At 59.9% G+C, this 24,257-nt stretch carries 22 protein-coding genes and 1 pseudogene; 13 read left to right on the top strand and 10 right to left on the bottom strand.

Annotated elements, in window-relative coordinates; translation table 11 throughout:
- Positions 1-15 precede the first annotated feature (15 nt).
- The 5 genes from ACR9ZQ_RS30680 (at position 16) to ACR9ZQ_RS30660 (ending at position 6,272) form a co-directional block, all read left to right on the top strand.
- Positions 16-2,070 (top strand): hydantoinase/oxoprolinase family protein, encoded by a 2,055-nt coding sequence (locus ACR9ZQ_RS30680; protein ID WP_481429492.1) that lies wholly within the window; start codon positions 16-18, stop codon positions 2,068-2,070.
- Positions 2,067-3,719, top strand: coding sequence for a hydantoinase B/oxoprolinase family protein (locus ACR9ZQ_RS30675; protein ID WP_481429491.1), 1,653 nt, complete (start codon positions 2,067-2,069; stop codon positions 3,717-3,719). Before ACR9ZQ_RS30680 ends, ACR9ZQ_RS30675 begins: the two co-directional genes overlap by 4 nt.
- Positions 3,720-3,754: 35 nt before the next feature.
- Complete coding sequence (locus ACR9ZQ_RS30670; protein WP_047522366.1) at positions 3,755-4,177, top strand: RidA family protein; 423 nt, start codon at positions 3,755-3,757, stop codon at positions 4,175-4,177.
- A gap of 132 nt (positions 4,178-4,309) precedes the next feature.
- Positions 4,310-5,137, top strand: a complete 828-nt coding sequence (locus ACR9ZQ_RS30665) for a DeoR/GlpR family DNA-binding transcription regulator (RefSeq protein WP_310381396.1) — start codon at positions 4,310-4,312, stop codon at positions 5,135-5,137.
- Between the two features lie 58 nt (positions 5,138-5,195).
- The gene (locus ACR9ZQ_RS30660; protein ID WP_481429490.1) at positions 5,196-6,272 is read left to right on the top strand and encodes a LacI family DNA-binding transcriptional regulator; all 1,077 of its coding nucleotides are present in this window, start codon (positions 5,196-5,198) and stop codon (positions 6,270-6,272) included.
- A gap of 322 nt (positions 6,273-6,594) precedes the next feature.
- Here ACR9ZQ_RS30660 and ACR9ZQ_RS30655 read toward each other — a convergent pair whose 3' ends face one another.
- The 7 genes from ACR9ZQ_RS30655 to ACR9ZQ_RS30625 all read right to left on the bottom strand — a co-directional run bounded on the left by ACR9ZQ_RS30655 (position 6,595) and on the right by ACR9ZQ_RS30625 (position 13,826).
- Positions 6,595-7,038 (bottom strand): YybH family protein, encoded by a 444-nt coding sequence (locus ACR9ZQ_RS30655; RefSeq protein ID WP_310381392.1) that lies wholly within the window; start codon positions 7,036-7,038, stop codon positions 6,595-6,597.
- A gap of 84 nt (positions 7,039-7,122) precedes the next feature.
- Complete coding sequence (locus ACR9ZQ_RS30650; protein ID WP_310381389.1) at positions 7,123-7,968, bottom strand: carbohydrate ABC transporter permease; 846 nt, start codon at positions 7,966-7,968, stop codon at positions 7,123-7,125.
- A gap of 6 nt (positions 7,969-7,974) precedes the next feature.
- Positions 7,975-8,913 (bottom strand): carbohydrate ABC transporter permease, encoded by a 939-nt coding sequence (locus ACR9ZQ_RS30645; protein WP_310381387.1) that lies wholly within the window; start codon positions 8,911-8,913, stop codon positions 7,975-7,977.
- Between the two features lie 97 nt (positions 8,914-9,010).
- Positions 9,011-10,264 (bottom strand): ABC transporter substrate-binding protein, encoded by a 1,254-nt coding sequence (locus ACR9ZQ_RS30640; protein ID WP_310381384.1) that lies wholly within the window; start codon positions 10,262-10,264, stop codon positions 9,011-9,013.
- Between the two features lie 542 nt (positions 10,265-10,806).
- Positions 10,807-11,952 (bottom strand): ABC transporter ATP-binding protein, encoded by a 1,146-nt coding sequence (locus ACR9ZQ_RS30635; RefSeq protein WP_481429489.1) that lies wholly within the window; start codon positions 11,950-11,952, stop codon positions 10,807-10,809.
- Positions 11,953-12,083: 131 nt separating this feature from the next.
- Complete coding sequence (locus ACR9ZQ_RS30630; protein WP_481429488.1) at positions 12,084-13,022, bottom strand: PfkB family carbohydrate kinase; 939 nt, start codon at positions 13,020-13,022, stop codon at positions 12,084-12,086.
- Between the two features lie 3 nt (positions 13,023-13,025).
- A complete protein-coding gene (locus ACR9ZQ_RS30625; protein ID WP_310381376.1) occupies positions 13,026-13,826 on the bottom strand; it encodes a beta/alpha barrel domain-containing protein in 801 nt (266 codons plus the stop codon).
- Positions 13,827-14,058: 232 nt separating this feature from the next.
- Here ACR9ZQ_RS30625 and ACR9ZQ_RS30620 point away from each other — a divergent pair, with 232 nt between their 5' ends.
- Both ACR9ZQ_RS30620 and ACR9ZQ_RS30615 read left to right on the top strand, forming a co-directional pair.
- Entirely contained in the window at positions 14,059-14,820 is a 762-nt protein-coding gene (locus tag ACR9ZQ_RS30620; protein WP_037097941.1) for a DeoR/GlpR family DNA-binding transcription regulator, read from the top strand.
- Positions 14,821-14,976: 156 nt separating this feature from the next.
- Positions 14,977-16,011 (top strand): LacI family DNA-binding transcriptional regulator, encoded by a 1,035-nt coding sequence (locus ACR9ZQ_RS30615; RefSeq protein ID WP_481429487.1) that lies wholly within the window; start codon positions 14,977-14,979, stop codon positions 16,009-16,011.
- Here ACR9ZQ_RS30615 and ACR9ZQ_RS30610 read toward each other — a convergent pair.
- Positions 15,999-16,952: an alpha/beta hydrolase gene (locus tag ACR9ZQ_RS30610; protein WP_481429486.1), complete on the bottom strand. Its 954-nt coding sequence runs from the start codon at positions 16,950-16,952 to the stop codon at positions 15,999-16,001. The two genes, ACR9ZQ_RS30615 and ACR9ZQ_RS30610, sit on opposite strands and share 13 nt — an antisense overlap.
- A gap of 9 nt (positions 16,953-16,961) precedes the next feature.
- Positions 16,962-18,110 carry a Gfo/Idh/MocA family protein gene (locus ACR9ZQ_RS30605; protein ID WP_481429485.1) on the bottom strand — a complete coding sequence of 383 codons (1,149 nt, stop codon included), beginning with the start codon at positions 18,108-18,110 and terminating at the stop codon, positions 16,962-16,964.
- A gap of 252 nt (positions 18,111-18,362) precedes the next feature.
- Between ACR9ZQ_RS30605 and ACR9ZQ_RS30600 the strand changes: the two genes are divergently transcribed.
- From ACR9ZQ_RS30600 to ACR9ZQ_RS30575, 6 genes are read left to right on the top strand one after another with little or no spacing between them, the layout of a single operon-like run.
- A complete protein-coding gene (locus tag ACR9ZQ_RS30600; RefSeq protein ID WP_481429484.1) occupies positions 18,363-19,184 on the top strand; it encodes a sugar phosphate isomerase/epimerase family protein in 822 nt (273 codons plus the stop codon).
- Positions 19,185-19,194: 10 nt separating this feature from the next.
- Complete coding sequence (locus ACR9ZQ_RS30595; RefSeq protein ID WP_310381360.1) at positions 19,195-20,271, top strand: Gfo/Idh/MocA family protein; 1,077 nt, start codon at positions 19,195-19,197, stop codon at positions 20,269-20,271.
- Positions 20,271-21,092 carry a sugar phosphate isomerase/epimerase family protein gene (locus tag ACR9ZQ_RS30590; RefSeq protein ID WP_481429483.1) on the top strand — a complete coding sequence of 274 codons (822 nt, stop codon included), beginning with the start codon at positions 20,271-20,273 and terminating at the stop codon, positions 21,090-21,092. The genes ACR9ZQ_RS30595 and ACR9ZQ_RS30590 overlap by 1 nt, the downstream gene beginning before the upstream one ends.
- Complete coding sequence (locus ACR9ZQ_RS30585; RefSeq protein ID WP_481429482.1) at positions 21,089-21,922, top strand: alpha/beta fold hydrolase; 834 nt, start codon at positions 21,089-21,091, stop codon at positions 21,920-21,922. Before ACR9ZQ_RS30590 ends, ACR9ZQ_RS30585 begins: the two co-directional genes overlap by 4 nt.
- Positions 21,919-22,638 (top strand): ribulose-phosphate 3-epimerase, encoded by a 720-nt coding sequence (locus ACR9ZQ_RS30580; protein ID WP_481429481.1) that lies wholly within the window; start codon positions 21,919-21,921, stop codon positions 22,636-22,638. Before ACR9ZQ_RS30585 ends, ACR9ZQ_RS30580 begins: the two co-directional genes overlap by 4 nt.
- The gene (locus ACR9ZQ_RS30575) at positions 22,638-23,582 is read left to right on the top strand and encodes an ROK family protein (RefSeq protein ID WP_310381349.1); all 945 of its coding nucleotides are present in this window, start codon (positions 22,638-22,640) and stop codon (positions 23,580-23,582) included. The genes ACR9ZQ_RS30580 and ACR9ZQ_RS30575 overlap by 1 nt, the downstream gene beginning before the upstream one ends.
- Before the next feature lie 242 nt (positions 23,583-23,824).
- On the opposite strand, the pseudogene ACR9ZQ_RS30570 reads toward ACR9ZQ_RS30575, so the two are convergent.
- A pseudogene (locus ACR9ZQ_RS30570) lies at positions 23,825-23,935 on the bottom strand (SAM-dependent methyltransferase); the annotation flags it as partial.
- Positions 23,936-24,257 lie beyond the last annotated feature (322 nt).

Here is a 24,257-nt window from a genome sequence, read left to right as displayed (position 1 = left end):
ACAGAGGGTGAAGACATGGCATTGAGAATTGGAGTTGATTCCGGAGGCACGTTCACCGACGTCTGCCTGTTCGACGACGAAACCGGCAAGCTCGACATCTGGAAGGTACCGTCGACACCCGACGATCCTTCACGCGGAATTGCAAGCGGCGTCTCGGAGGGGCTCGCGACCGTCGGCAGCACCGCAGCACATGTGGCCTTTCTCGGTCACGGAACCACCGTCGCCACGAACGCGCTGATCGAGCTGAAAGGCGTCGCAACCGGGCTGATCACCACCGATGGCTTCCGCGACCTGCTGGAGATCGGCCGCCAGAAGCGCCCCAGCCTCTACGACATGAATGCCGAGAAGCCGGAAACCCTCGTCAGCCGCGACCGCCGGCAGGAAGTTCCCGAACGTCTCAAATGCGATGGCTCAACGGATCGCTCGCTCGACGAGGAAAAGCTGCGCGCGGCCGTGCGCAAGCTCGCCGAGGAGGACGTCAAGGCAATCGCGGTTTGTTTCCTCTATGGCTTCTTAAACAGCGCCCACGAGCAGCGCGTGGTCGACATCCTCCGCGAAGAAATGCCTGATGTCTTCATCAGTGCCTCGCATCAGGTGGCACCGGAGTTTCGCGAATACGAGCGCATGTCAACGACGGTCGTGAATGCCTATCTCGGTCCGGTGATGCAACGCTATATCGACAGGCTCAAACTGCGCTTGAGCGAGCTCGGCGTGCCGGTCGCCCCGCAGCTGACCCAGTCGAACGGCGGCGTCATCGGCTTTGACATGGCCGCGCAGCTTCCGGTCCGCACCGTCCTTTCCGGCCCGAGCACCGGCGTCGTGGCGGCGCAGGCGGTCGGACGACTGGCCGGCTTCGACAATATCATCACCTTCGACGTCGGCGGAACGTCGAGCGACGTGGCGCTGCTGCAGGGCGGCATCTGCAAGCTCACCGGAGAGGCCAACGTGCATGGCTATCCGATCAAGGCGCCGATGCTGGACATCCATACCGTCGGGGCCGGCGGCGGCTCGATCGCATTTGTCGACAGCGGCGGCCTCTTGAAGGTCGGTCCGCGCTCGGCGGGGGCGGATCCCGGACCGGTCTGCTACGGACGCGGCAATACGGAGGCGACCGTCACCGATGCGAACATCGTCCTGCAGACCCTCAATCCCGTCGAAATCCTCGGCGGACGCATGAAGGTCCGGCGCGACCTCGCGATCGAGGCTGTGCAGCGCCTGGCCGATCAGCTCGGACTCGGCCTGATGGAGACGGCGCAGGGTATCATTTCAGTCGTCACGGCGAACATGGCAAAAGCGATCCGTCTGATCAGCGTGCAGCGCGGCCATGATCCGCGCGACTACGCGCTGATGGCATTCGGCGGCGCGGGGCCTCTTCACGCTGCTCGGCTCGCCAAGGAACTCGACATGAGCCGCATCATCGTGCCGCTCACGCCCGGCACGCTCTGCGCCCTTGGTCTGCTTTTGACCGATCTGCGTTCCGATTTCGCCATCTCTCGCCTGATGAAGGTCGATGAGAACGCAGTCGAGCCGATGATCAGCGGTTTCCAAGCGCTCGAGGCCCAGGCAGGAGCCTGGTTTGACCAGGAGGACACCGAGGCCGAGCGGCGTGTCGTCAATCGGACCGCCGACATGCGTTATGTCGGCCAGAACTATGAACTGCAGGTCTCTGTACCCGCGGGCACGGTGGGACCGGATACTCTTGCCGCCCTGGTCAAGGGATTTGAGCAGGCCCATCTGCAGCGCTTCGGTTTCATCGCCGAGGGCGAGGCGATCCAGATCGTGACGTTGCGGCTCGAGGCGGCCGGTGTCGTCAACAAGGCCGAGCTCGCCTCATTGCCGGATGCTGGCCCATCCTGTGACGGCGCCGTCATCGGCTCGCGGCAGGTCTATATGGACGAGGCCAAGGATTTCCTGCCCTGCCCTGTCTATGCCCGTGAAAAACTGAAACCAGGCAACCGCATTGCCGGTCCGGCAATCGTCGAGCAGATGGACACCACCACCGTCATCCTCCCGGACATGCAGGCGACGGTCGACCCCTATCTCAACCTCATTCTGGAGACACGGGCATGAGCAAGATCGACCCGATCACCGTGGAAGTCATCGGCAGCGCGCTGACATCGATCGTCGAGGAGATGGGCGAGGCGCTGGTGCGTGCCAGCTACTCGACCAACATCAAGGAGCGGCGCGATTGCTCGACCGCCCTCTTCGACCGGCACGGAAACACCCTGTGCCAGGCCGAGCACATTCCGATGCACCTCGGCAGCTTCATCGGTATCATCCCGCATATCAACAAGCGCTTCGCCGCCGACGATATCAAGCCGGGCGACGTGTTCATGGGCAACGACGCCTACGAGGGCGGCGCAACGCATCTGCCGGATATCGTGCTCGCAGAACCCATCTTTCATGGCGAGACGATGGTTGGATGGGCCGTCAATACCGCCCACCACGCCGACTTCGCCGACCGCGGCCACGCCCATATCTATCAGGAAGGTCTGCGCATCCCGCCCGTGCGACTCTATCGCCAGGGCCAGTTGCAGAAGGATCTGCAGGACATGTTCCTGCTGAACTGCCAGGTCCCGCACGAGCGGTTGTCGGACCTGCGCGCTCAGATGTCAGCCAACCGGCTTTGCGTCCAGCGCATGCAGGATCTCTGCACGAAATACGGCGCGGATCTCGTTCTGGCGGCCGGCGACGCCCTCCAGGACTATGCAGAGCGCAAGATGCGCGCCGGCATCGCCGCCATTCCCGACGGGGTCTACAGCTTCACGGACTACTTCGACAGCAACCAGTTCTCCGATATCATGGAGCTCAAGGTGGACATCACCATCAGTGGCGATGCGATGCACATCGCCTTCGATGCGCCGCCGCAGGTCCCCGCCGGGCTGAACGTCATTTACACGGCCCTGCTTGCGACCTGCTACTATGCCGTCAAGGCGGTCATCGACCCGACCATCCTGCCGAACGCCGGTCTGTCGCGGCCGATCAGCGTGGAGGCGCCACACGGATCGCTGCTCAACTGCAAGCACCCTGCAGCTGTCGACGGACGTATCGCCGCTTGCCAACGCGTTGCCGACCTTGTCCAGGGCGCACTGGCGAAAGCTTTGCCCGGCAGGGTAACGGCCGCAGGCAATGGTGCCTGCACCGGCGCTCTCTTCACTGGCACACGTGAAGATGGTTCGCTCTGGGTCTATCTCGAGACCATCGGCGGCGGCGGTGGGGCGCGTCCAACGGCAGACGGGCTGAGCGGCGTCCATGTCCATATGACGAATACCTCCAACCTTCCGGTCGAAGCACTCGAGCTGGAATATCCTCTGACGCTGCTGCGCTATGAACTCGTCAACGGCTCGGCCGGGGCCGGCACATGGCGCGGCGGCATGGGGCTGCGGCGCGTCTATCGCATCGAGGCCGATTGCCGGTTCAGCGTCGAGGGTGGACGGCTGTCAGTCTACCCCTGGGGACTTGAAGGCGGTCTGCAGGCTACCGGTTCGCATTTTGATTTCGGAAACGGCCAGCAGAACCTGCCGGGAACCGTGCAGTTGAAGGCGGGACAGGTGGTCGAGCTGGTGACCCCCGGCGGCGGCGGTTACGGCGAGCCCTCCGGCCGGTCCCTGGAGGCCATTCGCCGCGACGTCAAGGAAGAGCGCATCACGGCCGAATTTGCCGAACGGATCTACCGCCTCGGCGCCGAGCAAAAACCTCATCGGGCGGCAACCGCCTGATCGTTTAATCCCACATCAAAGGAAGGATCTTACCCGTGGTAAAGGTGACCAAAGTCAAATCCGGCAGCCTCTATGAGGAAAAGGAAAGCTATTCGCGCGTTGTCGCAGTCGACAACTGGGTGTTTGTGTCCAACACCGCCGGACGCAATTACAAGACCCGCGAGATGTCGACCGACCCGGTCGAACAGGCCAAGCAGTGCTTCCATAATATCGAGGGCGCCCTTGCGGCGGTTGGCGCAACTCTTGCCGACGTCGTGCGTTCGCGCGTCGTCATTCCGAACGTTGCCGATGCTCCCGCCGTTATGGCCTATGTCGGCGAAAAGTTCCGAGGCATCGACCCTTGCAGCACGGTCACCTGCCCGCCGCTCGGCGGTCCGGATTTCCGCGTTGAAATCGAGGTGACCGCCTACAAGGGCGTGGGCGCTGCCGGCTCGGAATATATCAACGTCACTCTGTAACGAGATCATCATCGGCCGCCCGGCGCGCTCGGGCGGTCGACCACTAGAGGTGGCGGTCGATCGCCCCTGCTTTCAGTTTCCCTGCTGTTTCTGTAAGGTCGCGCTCCATTGAGAAAGAAAGAGGGTCTGCTCTTGGCTGAGACGGAAACACCGCAATCGGAAGACTTTTTGCCCGCCGAGCGGCGCGAGAAAATCATGGAATGGTTTTCGTCAAACCAGGTCGCCTCGAGCCAGGATCTCGCCAAGCGCCTCAACACCTCGATCTCGACGATCCGCCGCGATCTCGATTTCCTCGCATCTCAGGGCGTGGTGAGAAGGACCCACGGGGGAGCTGTCCGTGTTCGCCGCAACACGACCTTCGAGCAGCTCGTCGATGAAGCCCGCCAGACGGCGGTCGAAGAAAAGCGCGCCATCGCGGTGGCGGCCGCAAAGCTCCTCCAGCCAGAGCAGAGCATCTTCATCGATTCGCGCTCAACCCTGCATCAATTCGCCTATGTCATCGCTGAACTGACAACGCCGCTGACGGTCGTAACGAACGACGTGCATGTCGCAGATGTCCTGGTGAACAAAGACCATATCAGGCTCGTGGTGCCTGGCGGGATCTGTCGCCCGGGGGCCTATTCCCTGCTTGGGGAAACGGCGATCAATTTCGTTCGCGAGCTGCGTTGCGATCATCTGTTCCTGTCTTCTCAGGCAGTCGACACGGAGTGCGCAAGCGACACGTCACTCGAACTGGTTCAGCTGCAACGCGCCATGATCGACGCGTCGGTTGAAACGACACTTTTGATCGATAGTAGCCGCTTCGGTAGCAGGGCGATTTATCGCACTACGCCCATCGAAAGGATCAACCGCATCATTACGGACGAGGGTCTCAATCCCGAGGAGCGGGCAAAATATGCTTCCGTCGTCGCGGACCTCGTCATCGCGCCCTACGTCGACGAGGTTGAGGAGCCTGAATGAGGTTGCAAGATGACCAGGGAGGCGTTCATTCCCTTTCAAACGGTAGCGCTGACCGCCCGTGACCCTACCAAAAACCAAAGGACAGGCGGCAAGAGCCAAGGCGAGCATCACGATCGTTGATATCGCCCGGCTCGCAGGCGTCAATCCATCCACTGTCAGTCGGGCCCTCTCGGGATCGCCCGCCGTGACCCCGCAAACGCGTGCGCGAATTGCAGAGATCGCCAGGGAAAGCGGTTACGTTGCGAACCATAATGCTCGCATGCTCCGATCCCGAAAAGCCAACCAGATCCTCGTCATTGTTCCAAACATTGCCGCTTTCTCCCATCCGGACGTCATACTGGGGATCGAGGAGGCGCTCGAAGAACACAATATCGGCGTCATCGTCGGGAGCACGAAAGGAAGCGAAGAAAGGGAAGTTGCACTCGCCCGGCAGCTGATTACCGGGGCCGCCGATGGCCTCATCCTTCTCAACGGCCGCCTGCCATCCGAGCTGGGAGAGCTTCCGCAATACACTCGCAGGATCGTCGCGATCTCCAGACCCGTCGCAAATCCGGCGATTGCCTTCGTCGGAATCGACAATGAAAAGGCGGCAATTGAGGCAACGCAGTATCTGCTTTCTCTCGGCCGCAACCGCATCCTACACATGGGGGGACCGGAGCAGAGCCCGATTTTCGCCGCCCGTGCGCAGGGCTATCGAAACGCGATGCGACAAGCCGGTCTCCATGAACACGGCGAGGTGCAACATCTCTGCTCGTTCGATATTTCCGCCGGGCGAGAGGCCATGCGGAGCATCCTTAGCAGACGACATCTGCCGGATGCCATCTTATGCGCCAGCGACGAACTTGCCTTCGGCGCAATCCAGGTGGCCAAGGAACACCGGATAGAGGTACCGGAACAAATCGCCTTCATCGGTTTCGACAATCATCCGGTCGGCGAAGCCTTCAATCCGGCATTGACCACGATTTCCGTGCCGCGCAGGCGGCTTGGATTTTTGGGAGCGCAGACTCTCCTGCGCCTGATTGAAGAGGACCGCGAAATTTCCGAGCCCCAGCTATTGCCCTACGAACTGCTCGTAAGAGCAAGCTGTGGCAACGGAACCAGTTCGAGTCCTGATCCGCGCCAATCAGCACGGTGATCAGGATAACGGCGCTATCCGCAACGGGACGCCGTTGCGCCACGATCGCGTGTTCCGGCTCCGGGCCGAACTCGCAAATAGTCGCCACCCTCGCAACTGACGGCCGTCCATCATTCCCCTTGTATGTTCAATTTGGACTGAGTGCTGGATGATTGGTGTGCGCTCCGGCGGGACCATCCGCCGGAGAGCGGACAGTCGGGGCCAGCGATGCCGGCGAGAAGGTGTCATCGCAGCTGTAAGCAATCCGGCCGCCTCCATCTCGTCCGGTCGCCTTCGCGCCGATCGGATGAAACTGGTGGAAAGGCACCCTGAAGCCGGTGTTTTAAGGTTTCAGATCGAGCAGCGCGAGGCCGCTTCCATCCATGGCGAAGGGCACGGAGGCATGCTGATGCGCCACCATCCAGCGGCCACCTTGCTTCACGAGGCCAAGGGTTTGGCGGTACCAAAGATCGACTTCGGTGCCGTCGGTCTTCGTTCCCGTCATATGCAACAAGCCACTCCAGAAAGCCACGTCTCCGCCAACCGTCAGCTTAGCATCGCGTATGTCGCTGCCGATTGGCCCTTCCCAGGTGTCGAACCAGGCCTGCAGGCCTGCCTCGTCATTGCCGTGATAAACGAGTGGTGGTGCTAGCGAAAACTCAACAGAATCGTCGGTTTCGTAGAACAATGCGCCTTTGGCGTCTTTTTCCCCGAGCGCGGTGGCACGCATCATCAGCATGGCGACAATCGTCTCTTCTTCGATATTCGCGTTGGTTTCTTTGCTCATCGGCCGCTCTCCTGTCCCGTTGTCCGGCAGAGGACGAACGGAGGAACGACAATCCGACATTGACGAAGCGAGATTCTCGCCTACTCAGCTCTTCACCGACCCGGCTGCCATGCCCGCTAGGAAGTAGCGTTGAGCAATCAGATACAGAACCAAAAGCGGGAGCGATCCCAGCACGCTCATCGCCATCATCTCGTTCCATTCGAAGGCATGTTGCCCCATAAGCAATTCGATACCGATCGGAACAGTCCGCATGTCCATCGACTTCGTCAAAGTCAGGGCGAAGAGGAATTCGTTCCATGCCAGCAGAAAGGTATAGACCGCCGTCGCGACAATGCCGGGTACAGACAGCGGGATGATCACACGCCATAGCGCCGTCCAGCTCGACCCGCCGTCGACAAGCACTGCCTCGTCGAGTTCCTTTGGCAGGGTATTGAGATAGCCCGTCATGAGAAGGATCGCATAAGGCAGGGTAAAGACCATGTAGGTCAAAATCAGCGCAAAATAGGTGTTGAAAATACCGAAGGCGACGACCATGCCGAAATAGGGGATCAAAAGCGTGATCGGCGGCACGGTCTGCGTGCTGATGATGAACACGTTCAGCGTTTTCTTGAGCCGGAATGAATACCGGCTGAAAGCATAGGCCGTCAGGATGGCGATCAGCACCGTCAGAACCGTTACCACTCCAGCGACGAGATAGCTGTTGATAAAGAAGCGAACCTTCGTTGGGTCGTTGAAGATCGAAAGATAGGCGACACTGGTGAATTGGTCGGGCAGCAGCCGCGGCGGCAGGGCAAAGATCTCGGTATTTGATTTCAAGGACGTGAAGAACATCCACAGGATCGGAAAACCCGCGAAGACTAGCCCGACCGCCAGCCCGAGATATGTCAGGAGGGTTGGCACTATGGTGCGACTGAGAGAGCGTTTTGCCATTGCCGGTCACCTGGCCTTCTGATGTTTGATGTAGAAATATGTGGCGCCCATCGAGATGATCAGAATGAAGATTGCGCTCGCCGACGCGCGCGAAAATTCATAACTCGAAAAAGCGAGTTTGTAGGTGTAGGTGCTGAGCACCTCGGTCGCGTAGATCGGACCGCCTCCCGTCGTCATCCACACGAGGGGAAAGACCTGCATCGTCCAGATGAAATCAAGCAAGGCGATGCTGATGATGATCGGCATCAATTGCGGGATCGTGATGTAGCGGAATTTCTGGAACTCATTGGCCCCGTCAATGCCGGCAGCCTCGTAGAGATCCTTGGGGATGCCCTGAAGGCCAGCGAGAAGGCTGACCATATAGAGCGGGTATCCCGCCCAGATATTCGCAAAGGTCAGCGCGTGCAGCGCGGTTCTCGTTGAAGAAAACCACTCGACCTTGAAGTCAATGATATGGAGCGTCATCAGAATGCTGTTGACGACGCCATTGGGGTCCAGGAGCAGCCGCCAGATGATCGCTATGATCACCGCCGTGAAGAGCCAGGGCAAAATGTAGAGAACCCGCAGAATGCTTCTGATCAACGGATCGACACGCTGGCTGTTGAGCAAAAGGGCGAAGGCCAGACCGATCAGAAGATGGAAGATGACGCTCATTATCGTGAAGTAGAGTGTCTGTCCGACCGACTGCCAGAAAACCGGATCTTTGAAGATCGTCACATAGTTCTGCAAACCGACGAAGGACGCGTCCTTCTTCGTGATCGCACCGTCCATCAGCGAATAGCGCAGGACAGTGAGCATGGGAAACAGCATCAGCAGGCAGAAAAGAAACGTCGCGGGTGCGACGTATAGATAGGGTAAAAGCCTCTTTCGCGTCTTGTAGGAAAGAATGCCGGGCCTTCGAACTTTAACACGCGTCCGGATCGATGTTTCTGTGGCGAGGCTCATGAGAGGTAATTTCTCCCTGGTCGTAACGCATTGCTTCGTCGCGGTGTAGCGGCAGCGTGATCGAAGTCTATCACGCTGCCGCTACCGTCTTGGGAGACTACTTGGCGAATTCGGCCAACCATTGCTTCTGCGTATTGGCGGCTGCCTCCTTTGCGCCTTGCTGACCGTCGAACATCTTTTGAACTTCGACGTTCATCTGGCGCATGAGATCTTCAGCCACCGGCAGTCCGACGAATTCGTTGGCGAGCTTCCCGCTCTGGAAGATTTTGAAGGCTTCTTCAAACAGCGGGTCTGACTTGGAGAAATCGGGTTTGGCGTGGATATTGCCCGGGAAGGCATTGGCGATCGACACGAGGCGGCTGTTCACCTCCGGGCTCATCAGATATTCGACGAGCTTCCAGGCTTCCGCCTTGTGCTCGCTTTTGTCGCTGATGCCGATACCCCAGGAAGCATAGGGCAGCCCGCGCTTGCCGGTGTAGCCGTCGACGGCTGGAAGGGCGGAGATGCCGAACTTCAGATTGGGATTTCGCTGGCGAATGAGATTGATGTGCGCCAACGAGTCGATCATCATCCCGACACGCCCGTTGACGAACTCTTCGACCTTGTCCTGTTCCTTCTTGGCAAAAATACCGGGCGAGATGACGCCGGCGTCCTGCAGCGACTTGATGTATTCAAGCGTGCCGACGACGGAGGCGTTTTCCAGATCGGGCTTGCCATCCTTCAGCATGGATGCTCCGGATGCCCAGACCCAGGACATCACGTCATTCTGGATGCCGCCGGGATTTTGCAGCGAAAGCGGTAGCACCCAACCGTATTGATTCTTGTCCGCATTGGTCATCTTCTTCGCGGCAGCGGCGAATTCGCTACGGTTTGTCGGCATCTTTTCGACGCCGGCCGCCTTTGCCAGATCGAGGTTGACAAAGACCGGGTAGACGAACGAGGCAAGCGGGAACATGACGCTTTGCCCGTTGACCTTGATAATATCGGCGATCTGGCTCTGATCATATTTGGCATCAGCCATCAGGCTGTCCATCGAGGCGATCGCGCCCTGCTTTGCCAGGCCGTTGACCCATGCGCCGTCGAGGCCGACGACATCGCTGAGTGTCCCGGACGCTGCGCCCACAACGATCTGATCATGGGTGGCGGAATAAGGACCGCTGACGAGCGTCACCTTGATGCCGGGGTTTTTGGCTTCAAAGTCGTCCATGATGCTGCGCAGAGCGCCGGCGGGCATTTCTGGTTCCCACCATTGGATGAACTCGAGATTGGTCTGAGCAAAGGCGCAGGTGGCGCATAGTGCCCAGGCGGCCACAGCCGACTGAGCCGCCATGATATATCTTCTGACGTTCATGTTTCCCTCCCTAGGAATGATATTTTTGCTCGATCCTCCCGATCGAGACCAAAGTAGGTTCCTTTAGGCATCTGGCTGTCAATGAAGAACTGCGATCGGAAAAAGTAAGAAGGCTCCAGGAGCGATAAAAATGACATTAAGCTGTTGATTTTTATGTGCTTTGTCTCCGGATTTCGAGACGTTTTTTTCTTTCTGTCATATTGCTCGTGTCGCATTTTTTCTTTACTTTCGTAAACAAATGAAAGCCGCGTCGCCCAAAGGAAAACAAATGAAAGGCTTGGCGATCTGGGAAAAGCAGGGTTCGGCAGGGTCGTTTGCGGCCCGCATCACAGTTTAAAGTAGCTCTCAGGTGCCAATGGCCGCCAAAAGAACCTGACCTGTGGCTGCAAAGTTGGAGGGTTACGAGACGGGCGTGGGATCCTGCGCTCTCGATACGGAACGCGCAAAGCCGGCCGGCGAAGATCGGCGAAGACTTGTCAACGATGAAGCAAGCAGGCGCTCTTGCGAGCGCCCTCCAACCAGGTCCGCCACCGCGGATCCTGCTAGATTGCCAGATGCGTCTGGGGATCGAAGAAGTGCAGTTTGGCCACATCGATCGCCAGGTTGGTCATTACGCCGGGCTGGACTGTGCTGGCGGCTTCGAACTTCGCCACGGCGTTTGCCGCACCGCTCAAGTCCTCGACGGCATCGGGGTCACCGGAGTCGATCCGCACTGCTTCGATCTTGAGATGAACGATCAGCTCCGAGCCCAGTTCCTCGATCGATTTTACAAGCGCCGGGATCGTCGCGTAGCGTGATCCCGATTCAAGACCGCTGTCGTAAAGGTCTTCCGGGCGAATGCCGAAGATGATCGTCTTGCCTTCGAACGCCGTCAGACCGGGAGACTGCTCGAATGCGGCCGTCGCGACCGGTATGGAAAAGGTCGACAGATCGATCCTGCCGTTCTGCAAGCGGCCCTCGAACAGATTCATGGACGGCGAGCCGATGAAACCCGCAACGAAGGCATTGACCGGCCGGCTATACAATGTCTTTGGCGTGTCGACCTGCTGAAGGACGCCGCCCTTCAGGACGGCAACCCGGTCGCCCATGGTCAAGGCTTCGGTCTGGTCGTGCGTCACATAGATCGTCGTCACGCCAAGCTGTCTTTGCAGGCTGACGATTTCGGCGCGCATTTGTACGCGTAGCTTGGCATCAAGGTTTGACAGGGGCTCGTCCATGAGAAAAGCTGCCGGTTCCCGCACCATGGCGCGTCCCATGGCGACCCGCTGGCGTTGGCCGCCGGAGAGCGCGGCCGGTTTGCTGTCGAGCAGCGTATGCAACTGAAGGGTCTTTGCTATTTCGTGGACCCGCTTCGTGCGCTCTTCCTTGCTCTTGCCCGCAAGTTTCATCGAGAAGGCAATATTTTCGAACACTGTCATATGCGGATAGAGCGCATAATTCTGAAAGACCATCGCTATATCCCGGTCCTTCGGCGCGAGATCCTCGACATTCTCTCCACCGATGCTCAGGGTCCCGCTGCTGATCTCCTCCAGCCCGGCGATCATGCGCAATGCCGTCGATTTTCCGCATCCCGAAGGGCCGACGAGGATGAGGAACTCGCCATCATTTATCATCAGGCTAAGATCCTTGATCGCGTGGAATTTGGTTCCAAAGGTCTTGCAAATCTTGTCCAGTACAACAACAGCCACGGCACTTCCTCCTTAGTATCATCGCCATCCAATCCTGAAGACAGCCCCTCCCGGCGCTGTTTCAGATCGAACCGAAACCGTCATCTGCGCAGTGCTAATCCGATCGTCCAGGGCACCAGTGTGATGAACTCTCAGTCTGGCGGCGCAATCGGTCTGGGCGCGGACGCATCTTCCCTCGCCAGCCACGCGAGACAGGCGCTTTGATCCGGCAGAGCCATGCGGCCACCCGGGCCTGTCACCGAGATCGCGGCTGCGGCAGTTGCATAAACGGCGCAGTCGACAGGCTGCTTTCCCTGTGTCAGCGCAAAAGCATAAGCGCCGTGAAAGCAATCTCCGGCGCCCGTCGTGTCGACCGCTTTGACCTCGTAGGCCGGAACATGCCACAAAACGGCGTCTCCCGTCTGCCTGATATAGGATCCTCGCTCACCGTCAGTCAGAACGACTGCGGTGCGCTCGTCAGACCAAAGCTTGTGCAGGATCAACGTCGGATCGGTTTCGCAGGAATAAGTCTGCGCAAATTTCAATGGCAATACGAGATGGTTGGACAGGCTCATCAATCGTTCGGTCGCAGGCCCGATCGTCCATTCAATGTCTGCCACCACCGCCAGACCCAGCTTGCGGGCGCGCGCAACGATCGTATCGGCGTGGGTGGCATAGCCGTCGATCAACAGCACCTGGGCTTGTGCAAGAGTGCTGTCGGCCAATGCCTCGGAGGTTCCGTGCGGCACATCATCGTCATAGGCGATAAACCTGTCGCCTTCAGGTCCGACCGTGATCACCGACCGTATTGGCCTGGCATCGGGGCGGCGCGGCGCAAAGGATATATCGACCCCATGCCGTTCAAGCTCGCGGGCGCTGATATCGCTAAGAGGCCGATCACTCAGCCAACCGATGAAACCAGCCCGTCCCCCCAGCTTTGCGACCGCAACAAGGGCCGTCGCGACATTGCCGCCGTGGTCCTGGGTGCGACTCGTCACCTTTCCCTTGCCGGCACTCAGCGGTCGATCGACATAGATGATATCGTCGATCGCCAGAGCCCCGAAGCCCAAAACCTGAAGGTTGTGTGTCACCCGTCAACCGCCCGCGGCAGCGAGCGCCTCTTGCGGCGCCATACCGCTGTGAATGACTAGCTTGAAGGCGCGCGCCGCCATCGTCGTATCGCCGTGTCCCCAAAGGTTTCGCCCCACCACGGCGCCCTTCGCTCCCGCCCGCAAGGCGTCGGCGGTCTGGGTCAGAGCCCCGAGCAGATTTTCCGTTTTCGGACCGCCCGCGATAACGATGGGAACCGGGCAAGTGGCCACGGTTTCTTGGAATGAACCGAAGTCCCCGGTGTATCCGACCTTGATCACGTCAACGCCTGTCTCAAACCCGATCCGCACGGCATAGGCGATTTCATCGGGAGTGAATACGATCTTGCCGCCGTTTGAATAGTCGCGGGGATAGACATGAGCAACGACCGGCATTTCAAAGCGAGCAGCGGCGTTGACAGTATCGGTAAGCCAGCGAATATATTCGCCTTCCGTATTGCCGCGCACCGGAATGGCAACGGCCAGAGCATCGGCACCGTAGCGCACCGCGTCCTCGGGGGTCGCGATCAACTGACGGATTCGATCGTCTGGCGTAAAGCAGCCGGCTTGAATGACCAGCGCCGCCTTGCCGGCATAGGCAGGCCACAAATGGCGCGCAGCCCCAGGCTGAATGCTGATATAGTCCGGCTCTCCGGCCATCACCCGCTTCAGTGCGCCCGGCAGATCCGCCAGGCCGCCCTCACGGACGTTGCCATAGCCAACGAAGTGGTCGACCGCACCACCGAACAAATGCCCCGACGGATGTGAAAACAGCCGTGACAGGCGAATTTTGGTTCCAAGGCCCATATCGATGCTGTCCCTTTACAAGTTTGATTTCGCGCTGAGACCCTAACTCGAAAATAAACGAATGTTCAATATTTCGATTTCTTTCGTTTTGATTTAAGATGACGGGAATGCGGGCTAGACACGTGCCGACATCGTCTGTTCTCGTGTTTTTTTGACCACAGTGGTTGCCGTGCATTTTCGATTTTCGAAAGCTCGGTGCCGTCACTTATTCGAAAGGAATTCGAGGTCACACATGCTTGCGGAACAACGGCGACATCAGATCATGCTGGAACTTCAGCGGACCGGCCAAGCGCGCACCACGCAGCTGGCGGAAAACTTCGGCGTCTCCGAGGTGACCATCAGATCCGATCTCGAAATTCTGGATGCCAAGAAGCAACTCATCAAAACGCATGGCGGCGCGATCGCATTGCCGGCCAGCTCGCCCGCGGCAGCCTTCGAAGAACGGATGAACCGCAATTTCGATGCCAAACGACGCATCGCGCAGATGGCGGCACGCCAGATCATCGACAACCAGTCCATTGTGTTCGACAGCGGCTCGACCCTGCTGCAGGTCGCCATGCAAATGCCCCCGGTCAATAACGTCGTGGTGGCCACAACCGCCATGAATATCGCGCAGCATCTGATGTATCGGCCGGGCCTGGACGTGCATATGATTGGCGGCCGGGTTTTTCCCAGCACCGTCAGCACGATCGTCTCGGATTCCGACAAGGCCGTGGGCGGTCTTGTCGCCCACCAGGCGTTCCTCAGCGCTCATGCCATCGATCACGCATTCGATGTCGTCGATGTCTCGGAAGACATTGCACGCACCAAACGCAATCTGGTCCGCATGGCGAGGCGCGTGATCCTCGTGGCGGATTCCAGCAAGTGGGATATTGGCGCCTCGTCCAAGGCATTTTCGCTTTCCCGGGTCGATCTGATCATCACAGACACCGGCATGCCGCACGGGATTCGCAGTCGGCTGGACAAGTTGGGAGTCGAAGTGCGCTATGTGTAGAGGCGGCTGCGCCGCCAATTGTGCTTTATGTAACAAAAAATTTTGCGCATGCGACATTGTCGGGCTACAAACGCAGTTCGAAAGCCTTCACACTGACCGCCTTTGCGATATCGGCTGACGCAGACGAGCCCTGGCGCAGTGCAACCAGAATTGCCAATGGACAAGATGACGATCAAAACCATGGACGATTTCGCCCGGTCCTGTGGCGTTTCTCGTCCAACGCTTTCTAGGTATTTCGATAACCCGAGCAGCGTAAAGCCGGGGACGCGCAAACGCATCGAGGAGGCGCTATCGGCATCGGACTACCGTCCTAATCTCTATGCGCGCAATCTCAATCGCAAGAGAACACGGAACATCGGCATTGTCGTGCCTGTCATCACAGATCCATTCTATGCCGAAATGGTCAACCGTCTGGAATTGCTCGTCCGTGGTGAAGGTTACTGGCCAATCGTCATTTCGTCCCATGGCTTGCCAGATCTTGAAGCCGAGGCTGTGAACACGCTTCTGTCCTTGAAGGCTGCCGGCGCGATCATCGCGCCTCTCGGTCTCTCTTCCGAGCCTGGCATCTTCGAAAAACTCCGGGAAAGCATTCCCATTGTCTATTTCGATACGTTCATCGAAGGCGACACGCCCTTCATTGGCAACAACAACGCCCAAAGCGTCGCGACAATTGTCGACTATCTCTGCCGATCGGGCGAGCCGCCTGCATATTTCGACATTCCGCATGTCAATCACAATTCCGGGGAGCGGCTGGCAAGCTATATCGCCACGATGGAGTCGCTCGGTTTCGAACCGGTCGTGTTTGGCGCCACCGAGAGCTACGGCTGGGATTTCGAACGTATGGGATATGAGCAGACCGACGCAATGATCGCGGCTGGAACGCTCCCGGGCAGGACGATTCTCTGCGCGAACGATCGCCTCGCCTTCGGCGCGATGGCAGCTGCCCACTCGCGCGGCCTTCGCGTCGGCCGCAGAAGCGATAGCGATCTTCGCATCGCCGCCCATGACGACCACCCTCTCAGCCGCTATACCTGCCCGCCGTTGACGACGATGGCGCAAGACTTCACCGCCATGGCGCGCAGCAGCGTCGACACATTGCTTTCGATGCTGGACGAAGACAATGACACCACGCAGGTCGTTGCACGAAAAATCATCCTCGACGGTACATTGGTGATGCGTCAGTCGGCGTGATCGACGAGGCTGCGCCATCCGGCAACCGCCTCTTCCACCGCCCGCCGCGCCGCCGCAATGTGCCGCCCCATGGAAACGAAGCCATGGATCTGGTCCTGCCAACGCCGCAGGGCTACAGGGACACCCGCCTCGGCAAGCCGGCGGGCATAGGCCTCGCCTTCGTCTGCGAGGATATCATGGCCCGCAATCGCGACGAAGGCCGGTGGCGCACCCGCCACATTGCCGACGCGCAGGGGAGAAACGCGCCAATCAGCGATATCAGCCGCATCGCGGATATAATGATCGCGGAACCAGCGCATCGTCGAGGCAGTCAAACCATATCCTTGTGAAAACCTGACATAGCTGTCGGTCGTCTGTCCGGCATCGGTGTTGGGATAGAGCAGAAGTTGCGCCGAGATTTTCTGGGCAACGCCATCCCGCGCGAGAAGTGACAGGACAGCGGCCAGATTGCCGCCAGCACTATCGCCGGCAACCGCGATCCGATCTGGATCTATACCGAGCGCGCTTGCCTGCTCCACCATATAGGCAAGCGCCGATATGCAGTCCTCCAGGCCCGCCGGGAACTTGTGCTCGGGCGCCAGCCGATAGTCCGGGCAAAATACGATGCAGGCTCCGATATTCGCAAACCACCGGCAGATCTCGTCATGGGAGTTGAGCGTGCCGACGACCCAGCCGCCACCGTGAAGGTAGAGAAGCGCCGGTGCATCCGCGTCTGGAGCGCCCGCGCCCCGATAGATCCTGAGCGGGATCGGGCCACCCGTCCCGGCAATTATTCTGTCCTCGATGGCCGCGACCGGCTCGCGATCGCCCTGCAATGTCGGGCAACCCCCGTCATAGGCAGCGCGCGCCTCGTTGACTGTCCCGCGCTCAAAGGGTGGCTGGTTTACGGCGCGACCGAGCGCCAGGACATGCACGGCGCCGGGATCCAATCGATCTTTCATCGCTTCACCTCAAGCAAGCAGGCTGCGGGCTTCATCTTCGCCAAGCAGCGGCGGTTGTGCGACTGCGCCCGCAATCGCAACCGCGCTCCCGGCCTCGCTGGATGCCAGGGTCGCTTCCATGATCTCGAGAACATGAAGGGCCAAATCGCCGGAGGCGCGCGGCGCCCTGCCCTCGCCAAGTGCGCGGACGAGATCGGCAACGCCCAGCATGCGATAATTGGCGCGGGCGGGAGCGCTGTACGGCCAGTTCAGGGCGCCATACAGTTCGCCCTCGCTTTCGAAATTCTTCCATTCGGCGCCGCGCTCGGAAAGCGAAACCGTTCCGCCGAACGTATCGGGATCGGGCAGGCGCAACGAACCTTCCGTGCCGTGCAGCTCGATTGGATGATTGGAGTGCCGGAAGACGTCCCACGACGCACCGAAATTCACCGTCGCGCCCGATTGAAACTCGAGAAGCGAGAGCACGTTGGTCGGCGTGCCCACTTTGAACGTCGTGTTCTTGAAGGGGCCATCAGCGGTGATCAGCCGTTCTTCCTGGCCTTTCGTCGCCATCGCCATGACGCTTTTCACCGGGCCGAGCAGATTGACCAGCATCGTCAGGTAATAGGGACCCATGTCGAACATCGGCCCACCACCGGGCTGATAATAGAATTGCGGATTGGGATGCCAATGTTCCATGCCGCGGCCGAACATGAAGGCGGTGCCGCTGACCGGGCGGCCGATCGCACCTGCATCCATCAGGCCTCGTGCACGCCGGCCGGCGGCGCCGAGGAATGTATCGGGAGCCGAACCCAACAGAAGACCGCGACCTCCGGCTTCCGCCACTAGCTTGCGGCCCTCGGCGGCCGACGTCGCGAGCGGCTTTTCGGTGAAGACGTGCTTGCCCGCAGAAAGCGCCGACATCGTCACGTCGAAATGGACGGCCGGGATGGTGAGGTTCAGGACAAGGTCGACTTCTGGGTCGGCCAGGAGCGCATCGACCGCCATCGCCCGGATGCCATATTCCTTCGCCCTCAGCGCCGACATGTCGGATGAGATGTCGGCACAGGCCCTCAATTCGGCTCCGGCAAACAGGGCGGCGTTACGCAGGTAGGTCATCGAGATATTGCCGCAGCCGATAACGCCGATGCCCAGCCTGGTTTCCGGATATGCTTTCATGAATTGGCCTCCCCACCAATTTCAGATGTTTAGCCCATCATCGATGGGCATCGCTGCCGCGACAATCGCTATAGAACATTTTATTTCTTGACGCGCGATAAATTTTTATAAACCATGCGGAAATAGCAATCCGACCGTCACACGCGGCTCGCCAGGGGACGTCGCCACTTCACCATCATGCCAAGAGCGCGGTCATACTGGTCCGGCGGCATATCAACGAAGGCCTAGGCAGGTCGAAGTCAAGGAATGGGCATGAGTATCAAAGACCTGAAAGTCGGCTGCCAGACATTCACCTGGGAAATGCTCGGGAGAAACTGGAATAGCGGCCCGGACTATTTGCTGGAAGCCATTGCGGAGGGCGGCTACGCGGGCATCGAGATTACCGACACGATGATCGGCCACTACGCAGATCGTCCCGATGATTTCGCCGCGAGCCTGAAGAAACATGGCCTGACACTCGTGTCTTTTGCGATGGGCTCCAAAACCGGCTTCACCGTCAGGCAAGAGCTCGAGAACGACCTCAGGACCACACAGCGCTGGATCGATTTCGCCGCCGCCTTTTCCGGCGCTCTCGTTTCGATCGGCTCGGCGACGGTTGTCTCCGAAGGACCACGGGAGGCGAAATTCGAAATCGCCGCTGAGTTCTACAATCGGGCCGGCGAACTGGGCAAGGCTTCCGGCGTGTATATTGCTGTGCATCCGAGCTCGCACCACAATACGCTGCTGTTCAACCGTGCCGATTATGACCGGATCTTCTCGCTTATCGACAGGAACCTCGTCGGCTGGGTGCCCGATACCGGCCATATTCTGCGCGGCCACGACGATATTCTGGATACGCTGCGAACCTATCAGGATCGTATCCGCTATCTGCACCTCAAGGACGTCGATGCAGACGGCAAATGGGCCATGCTTGGCAAAGGGGTCTGCGATACGCCCGCCGTTATCGACATCGTCGCTGCCGCGCCGCGCTTCAATGGCTGGCTGGTCTTGGAAGAAGAATCAGACACCGCCGCCGCCGATCCCGTGGCAGCCGTCCGGGCGAACCGTGAAACGATGCGCCGCTACGGCGCCTGAGGGAGAAGTCATGATCCGTAAGGAAGACCGTCGGCTGCGTGTGGGCGTGCTCGGCTGCGGCCCGATCGCACAGTTTGCCCATCTCGAATCCTGCGTGAAGGCAGGGAATGCCGATCTTTACGCCATCTGTGACGCAGCACCCGACCTGCTTGCGCGCATGGGTGCGACATACGAACCACAGAAAATGTATGCCGATTATGACGCGATGCTTGCCGATCCCGAGCTCGAAGCCGTCATCATCGCCACGTCGGACGCCTATCACGTGCCGATGTCGGTCAAGGCGCTCGATGCGGGAAAGCATGTGCTCTGCGAAAAACCGACGGGTATGACGATCGAGGAGGGCCGGGCGCTCGCCGACGCCGTCAAGCGCTCCGGCAAAGTGCTGCAGGTCGGTCACATGAAGCGGTTCGACCCGGCGCTGGAGGCTGCCCGGGCTTTTGTCCGTGACGATATCGGCGAGATCTTCGCGCTGAAAGCCTGGTACTGCGACTCCACCCACCGCTACACCAATACCGACGCGGTCCAGCCGCTGCCGATCACCAGCAAATTTGCCAGAAAACCTTCCGGAAATCCCAAGGCTGACCTGCGCCAGTATTTCATGCTGGCGCATGGCTCGCATCTCGTCGATACCGCCCGTTTCCTGTGTGGCGAGATCGTCGCGGTGCGAGCCCGCCTTCTCGAGCGTGCCGGCGCCTATTGCTGGTTCGTGGAGACCGAATTCGCCAATGGCGCGCTCGGTCATCTCGATCTGACGGTCGCGGTCCGCATGGACTGGCATGAGGGCTTCCAGCTCTATGGCGAAAACGGCTCGGTGATCGCCAAAACCTTCAATCCATGGTACCTCAGGGCGAGTGAAGTCGAGATCTTCCATGAAAAGGACGCGACGACCCGCAAGCCGCTGGGAGCCGACGGGCACTTCTTTCGCCGGCAACTGGAAGGGCTTGCCGATACCGTGCTGAACGGCGCGCCGATGCGCGGCGCTGATATAGAGGATGGCATTGCCTCCATCCGCGCCATGGTCGCCATCGCCCGCTCGGTCGAAACGGGCGAACGCGTCGCACTCGCAACCGTCACGGGATCGGTCTGATGCTGCTTGGCATCTTTGCAAAGACCTTCCCCGGCACCGATCCAGAGCACGTGCTCTCGGCCGTGCGTAACAGCGGATTTGCGACGACGCAGTTCAATCTCGCCTGCGTCGGCCTGCCGTCGATGCCGGATGCAGTGGCGCCGGAAACGATTACCGCGATACGGGCGGCATCTGAAGAGACCGGCGTTTCGCTCGCAGCACTATCGGGCACCTATAACATGGCCCATCCGGACAAATCCGTGCGAGAAAGGGGGCTCAAACAGCTTGGGGTGGTGATCGAAACGGCAGCGGCCCTGAAGATTCCGCTGGTGACGCTCTGCACCGGCAGCCGCCATGCCCAGGACCAATGGATGCATCATCCGGACAATGCGCTTCCGTCCGCCTGGGCCGATATGGCCGCCGAAATGGAAAAAGCGCTGGAACTTGCCGAGCGGTGCGACATCGATCTTGGCATTGAGCCGGAACAAGCAAACGTTGTCACGTCCGCTGCTGATGCCGTGCGGTTGATCCGAGAGATGGGTTCGAAGCGCCTGCGCATCGTGCTCGATCCGGCAAACCTCTTCGAGAAGGCGACACCGGCCGAAGTGTCCGAGATCGTCGCCAGGGCGATCGAACTCTCGGCCGGGCATGTGACGATGGCCCATGCGAAGGACCGCCATGCCGACGGCCGCTTCGCGACGGCAGGTCTGGGTATCGTCGATTTCCCCGCCTTCATCGACGGCCTACGCGCGACCGGTTTCAGCGGTGCGCTCGTCACGCACGGCCTTGCGGCGGAGCAGGCACCCGCCGTCGCCAGATTTCTTTCGGATCTGATCCGATGAAGGTGCAGATCACCCTCAGGCGAGACGATGCCGACCTTTCCATCCAAGACTTCGGGACCGGCAAAGCCTTGCTCTTTCAACACGGGCTCGGAGGCAATGAAGCGCAGGTCGCGCAGGTTTTCCCCGAAGGGTCAGGCTGGCGGCGGATTACAACCGAGTGCCGCGGACATGGCAGTTCGACGCTCGGAACGCAGCGCCCCTTCTCGATTGCGATGTTTGCAGCCGACGTCATCGCCGCGGCGGACGAAAAGGGAATAGACCGGTTCATCGCCGGCGGTATCTCTATGGGCGCAGCCATCGCGCTGCATCTGGCAAAAACACACCCCGAGCGGGTCATGGGTCTCATCCTGGTCCGCCCGGCCTGGTCCTTTGCCCGCGCGCCCGACAACCTCGCGCCGATCCGCGAGATCGCGGCTTTGCTTCGATCTCATCCACTTGCCGAAGGCGAGGCGCTTTTTGCCAAGTCGGCGACAGCGGAACGTCTGCGGGTGGAAGCGCCGGACAATCTTGCTTCCCTGCTCAGCTATTTCGAGCGCCCGGATGCGTTAGCCTTTGCCAACGTGCTTGATGACATCGCCTCGGATGGCACCGGCGTTTCGCGAGAAGACGCGGCAAAGCTTGCTATTCCCGCCCTCGTCCTCGGCAATCAGCAGGATGCCATTCACCCTCTCGCAGTCGCACGGTTGACGGCTGACGCGCTTCCAAATGCGCATTTCCTCGAAGTGCCGGCAAAGGCAGCGGATGCCGAAGCGCATTTCGCCGCGGTCCGAACGGTTATCCTGCAATTCCTCACCACCGAATTCAAACATCGGAGCGTCGCTCAGCCATGACATCGAAATCCCTCTCGGGCGGCGCCATCGCCGCATTGCCCCGCCATAGGCTGCTCGGCGAGTTTTCACTCTGGTCCGCAGATCTTGCAAATATGGAACGCGACCTTCACCGCATCGAACCCTATGTCGATCTCCACCATATCGACGTTGCCGACGCGCGCTTCACACCCGGCTTCCTGTTCTTTCCCGATTTCGTCGCCCGCATCGCCAAGCTGACGGCAAAACCGATCCATGTGCATCTAATGGTCGAGGCCGAGATTGTCGAGGAGCAGACACGCCAGTTCATCGAAGCGGGCGCCGATCTCGTCAGCGTTCATGCCGAGAACGGTGAAGCTAGCCTGCGCGCAGTGGCCCTCGCAAAGGAGCTTGGGGCCGAAGCCGGCGTCGTCCTGCGGCTGGAAACTCCGGTCGCCGAGGCAGAACCGTTCCTCGCCGAGGTCGCTTTCTTCACGCTGCTCGGGACCTCGATCGGCGTCAAGGGACAAAACCTTTCGGACAAAGCCTGCGATCGGCTTCGCGAAGCGCGCTCGCTGATGAAGCGTGCCGGACGTGAAAAGGAGATCGTTCTTGCGGCGGACGGCGGCATCCGCGAACAGACCGTTCCGCTGTTGCGGGCAGCAGGTGCCGAGACGGTCGTGCTCGGATCGCTGGCGTTCGGCGACACGAATCTGCCGCAGCGTATCGCCTGGCTGCATGCTCTGGAGACCCGGCCCTGATGAGCAGAATTGCGCTTGCATTCGATCTGGGTGGAACGGAGTTGCGCGCTGCACTGGTTGGCGACGGCGGCAAATTGCTGGCTTTCGCATCCGTGCCGACGCGCGCCAGGGATGGACCGGATGCCGTTATCGAGCAGATCACAATGCTTGCCGAGAAAACCTGCTCGCAACGTCCCGACGCCAGGCCGCTCGGTATCGGCATCGGAGCGCCCGGCCCGCTCGATCCGGTCGCGGGCATCCTTACAGCACCGCCGACGCTCTCGGGCTGGCGTGAAGTCCCCCTCGCGCGCCTTCTTCAGGACCGCTTGAACCTGCCTGTCCGATTGGAGAACGATGCGAACGCCGCCGCTCTCGGCGAATGGCGTTTCGGCGCCGGCCGCGGCGCGGCCTCGCTGGTGTTCGTCACCGTGTCCACCGGCATCGGCGGCGGGGTGATCTCCGACGGCCGGATCGTGCATGGGCGCCGCGGGCTCGCAGGCGAAATCGGCCATATGACCATCACCAGCGAGAGCGAACGATGCCTTTGCGGGGCGGTGGGCTGCTTCGAGGCGGTGGCGTCGGGCACGGCACTCGGCCGGCGTGCGACGGCTCTGACAAAACCGGGCGACGGTTCGGCGCTGCGAACGCTGTCCCACGACGGCGAGGTGACGGGCCGACACGTTGTCGAGGCTGCGCGCGGGGGTGACGAAGCAGCCCTTGCGCTAATTGACAGGGAAGCCCGCTGGCTCGGCATCGGCTTTACCAATCTGCTCCATCTCTACTCGCCCGACATGATCGTCATGGGCGGTGGAATTTCCCACGGCTACGATCTCCTTCGCAAACCGATCGAGGGAACCATTCAGGAGCGGGCGATGCCCGCTTATCGCGATGTGCCGGTCGTGCCGGCACAACTCGGAAGGCATGCCGGCTTGATCGGTGCCGCAAGCCTGATCTTTCTCAATTGAGAGGTTCCGAAATCTACTGTTTCCGTTACCCTGCAGGACGAGAGCCGAGAGTTGACTTAGACTGTGGTAAATGCAGCGCAAGCTGCGACAGCACGCCTTCCCTAACAATTCGCTGCCATCGACGTGCTCGCTGTCGTTTGGCAGTTAACTGCTAGACTTCGGTCTGAACGATATCAAATAGTTGTATCGGCATATGAATTGAGAATGGGCATTTAACTTGAGAGTCACGTGCGAAGTTTGGCGAGCTCGATGCCCGCCCTGATCGCTGCTGTCTTGCGGCATGCAAACAGTGCATCGACCACGAGTTCAGGCGACACTACGCCAGTATGGGCGTCCTCAACAATTGTTTCCATGGTATCCCCAGAGCCTCGACCGATCTTGCTGGCAGCGCCAGCCGCAGAAATAATGCGTATATCCGCATATTCGACAATACCTACCGCACTAACCCTATCGGGTGCTCGCCTCCGTGGCCGAGTTGTCCTGCCGGCCTCCGCCGACGTTATTCGAGTTGCTCTTTCTCGCCTGCAGACTGCAAATCGAGCATCGGGAATTCGCGTCAGACGAGAGGGTGAGGAAGGGCAGGAGCTTCAGCGTCAGCGTTGCGCGGCGGAAGCAGGAGCGACTGCCCAACGACCTCGTGTTCCGCTTCCGGATCTGACCCGCCACACGTCGCCA

The sequence above is a fragment of the Rhizobium sp. KNZ14-9A genome (assembly GCF_056755015.1).
The sequence above is the reverse complement of the archived record's forward strand: the minus strand, read 5'-3'. Positions and strand labels throughout refer to the sequence as shown.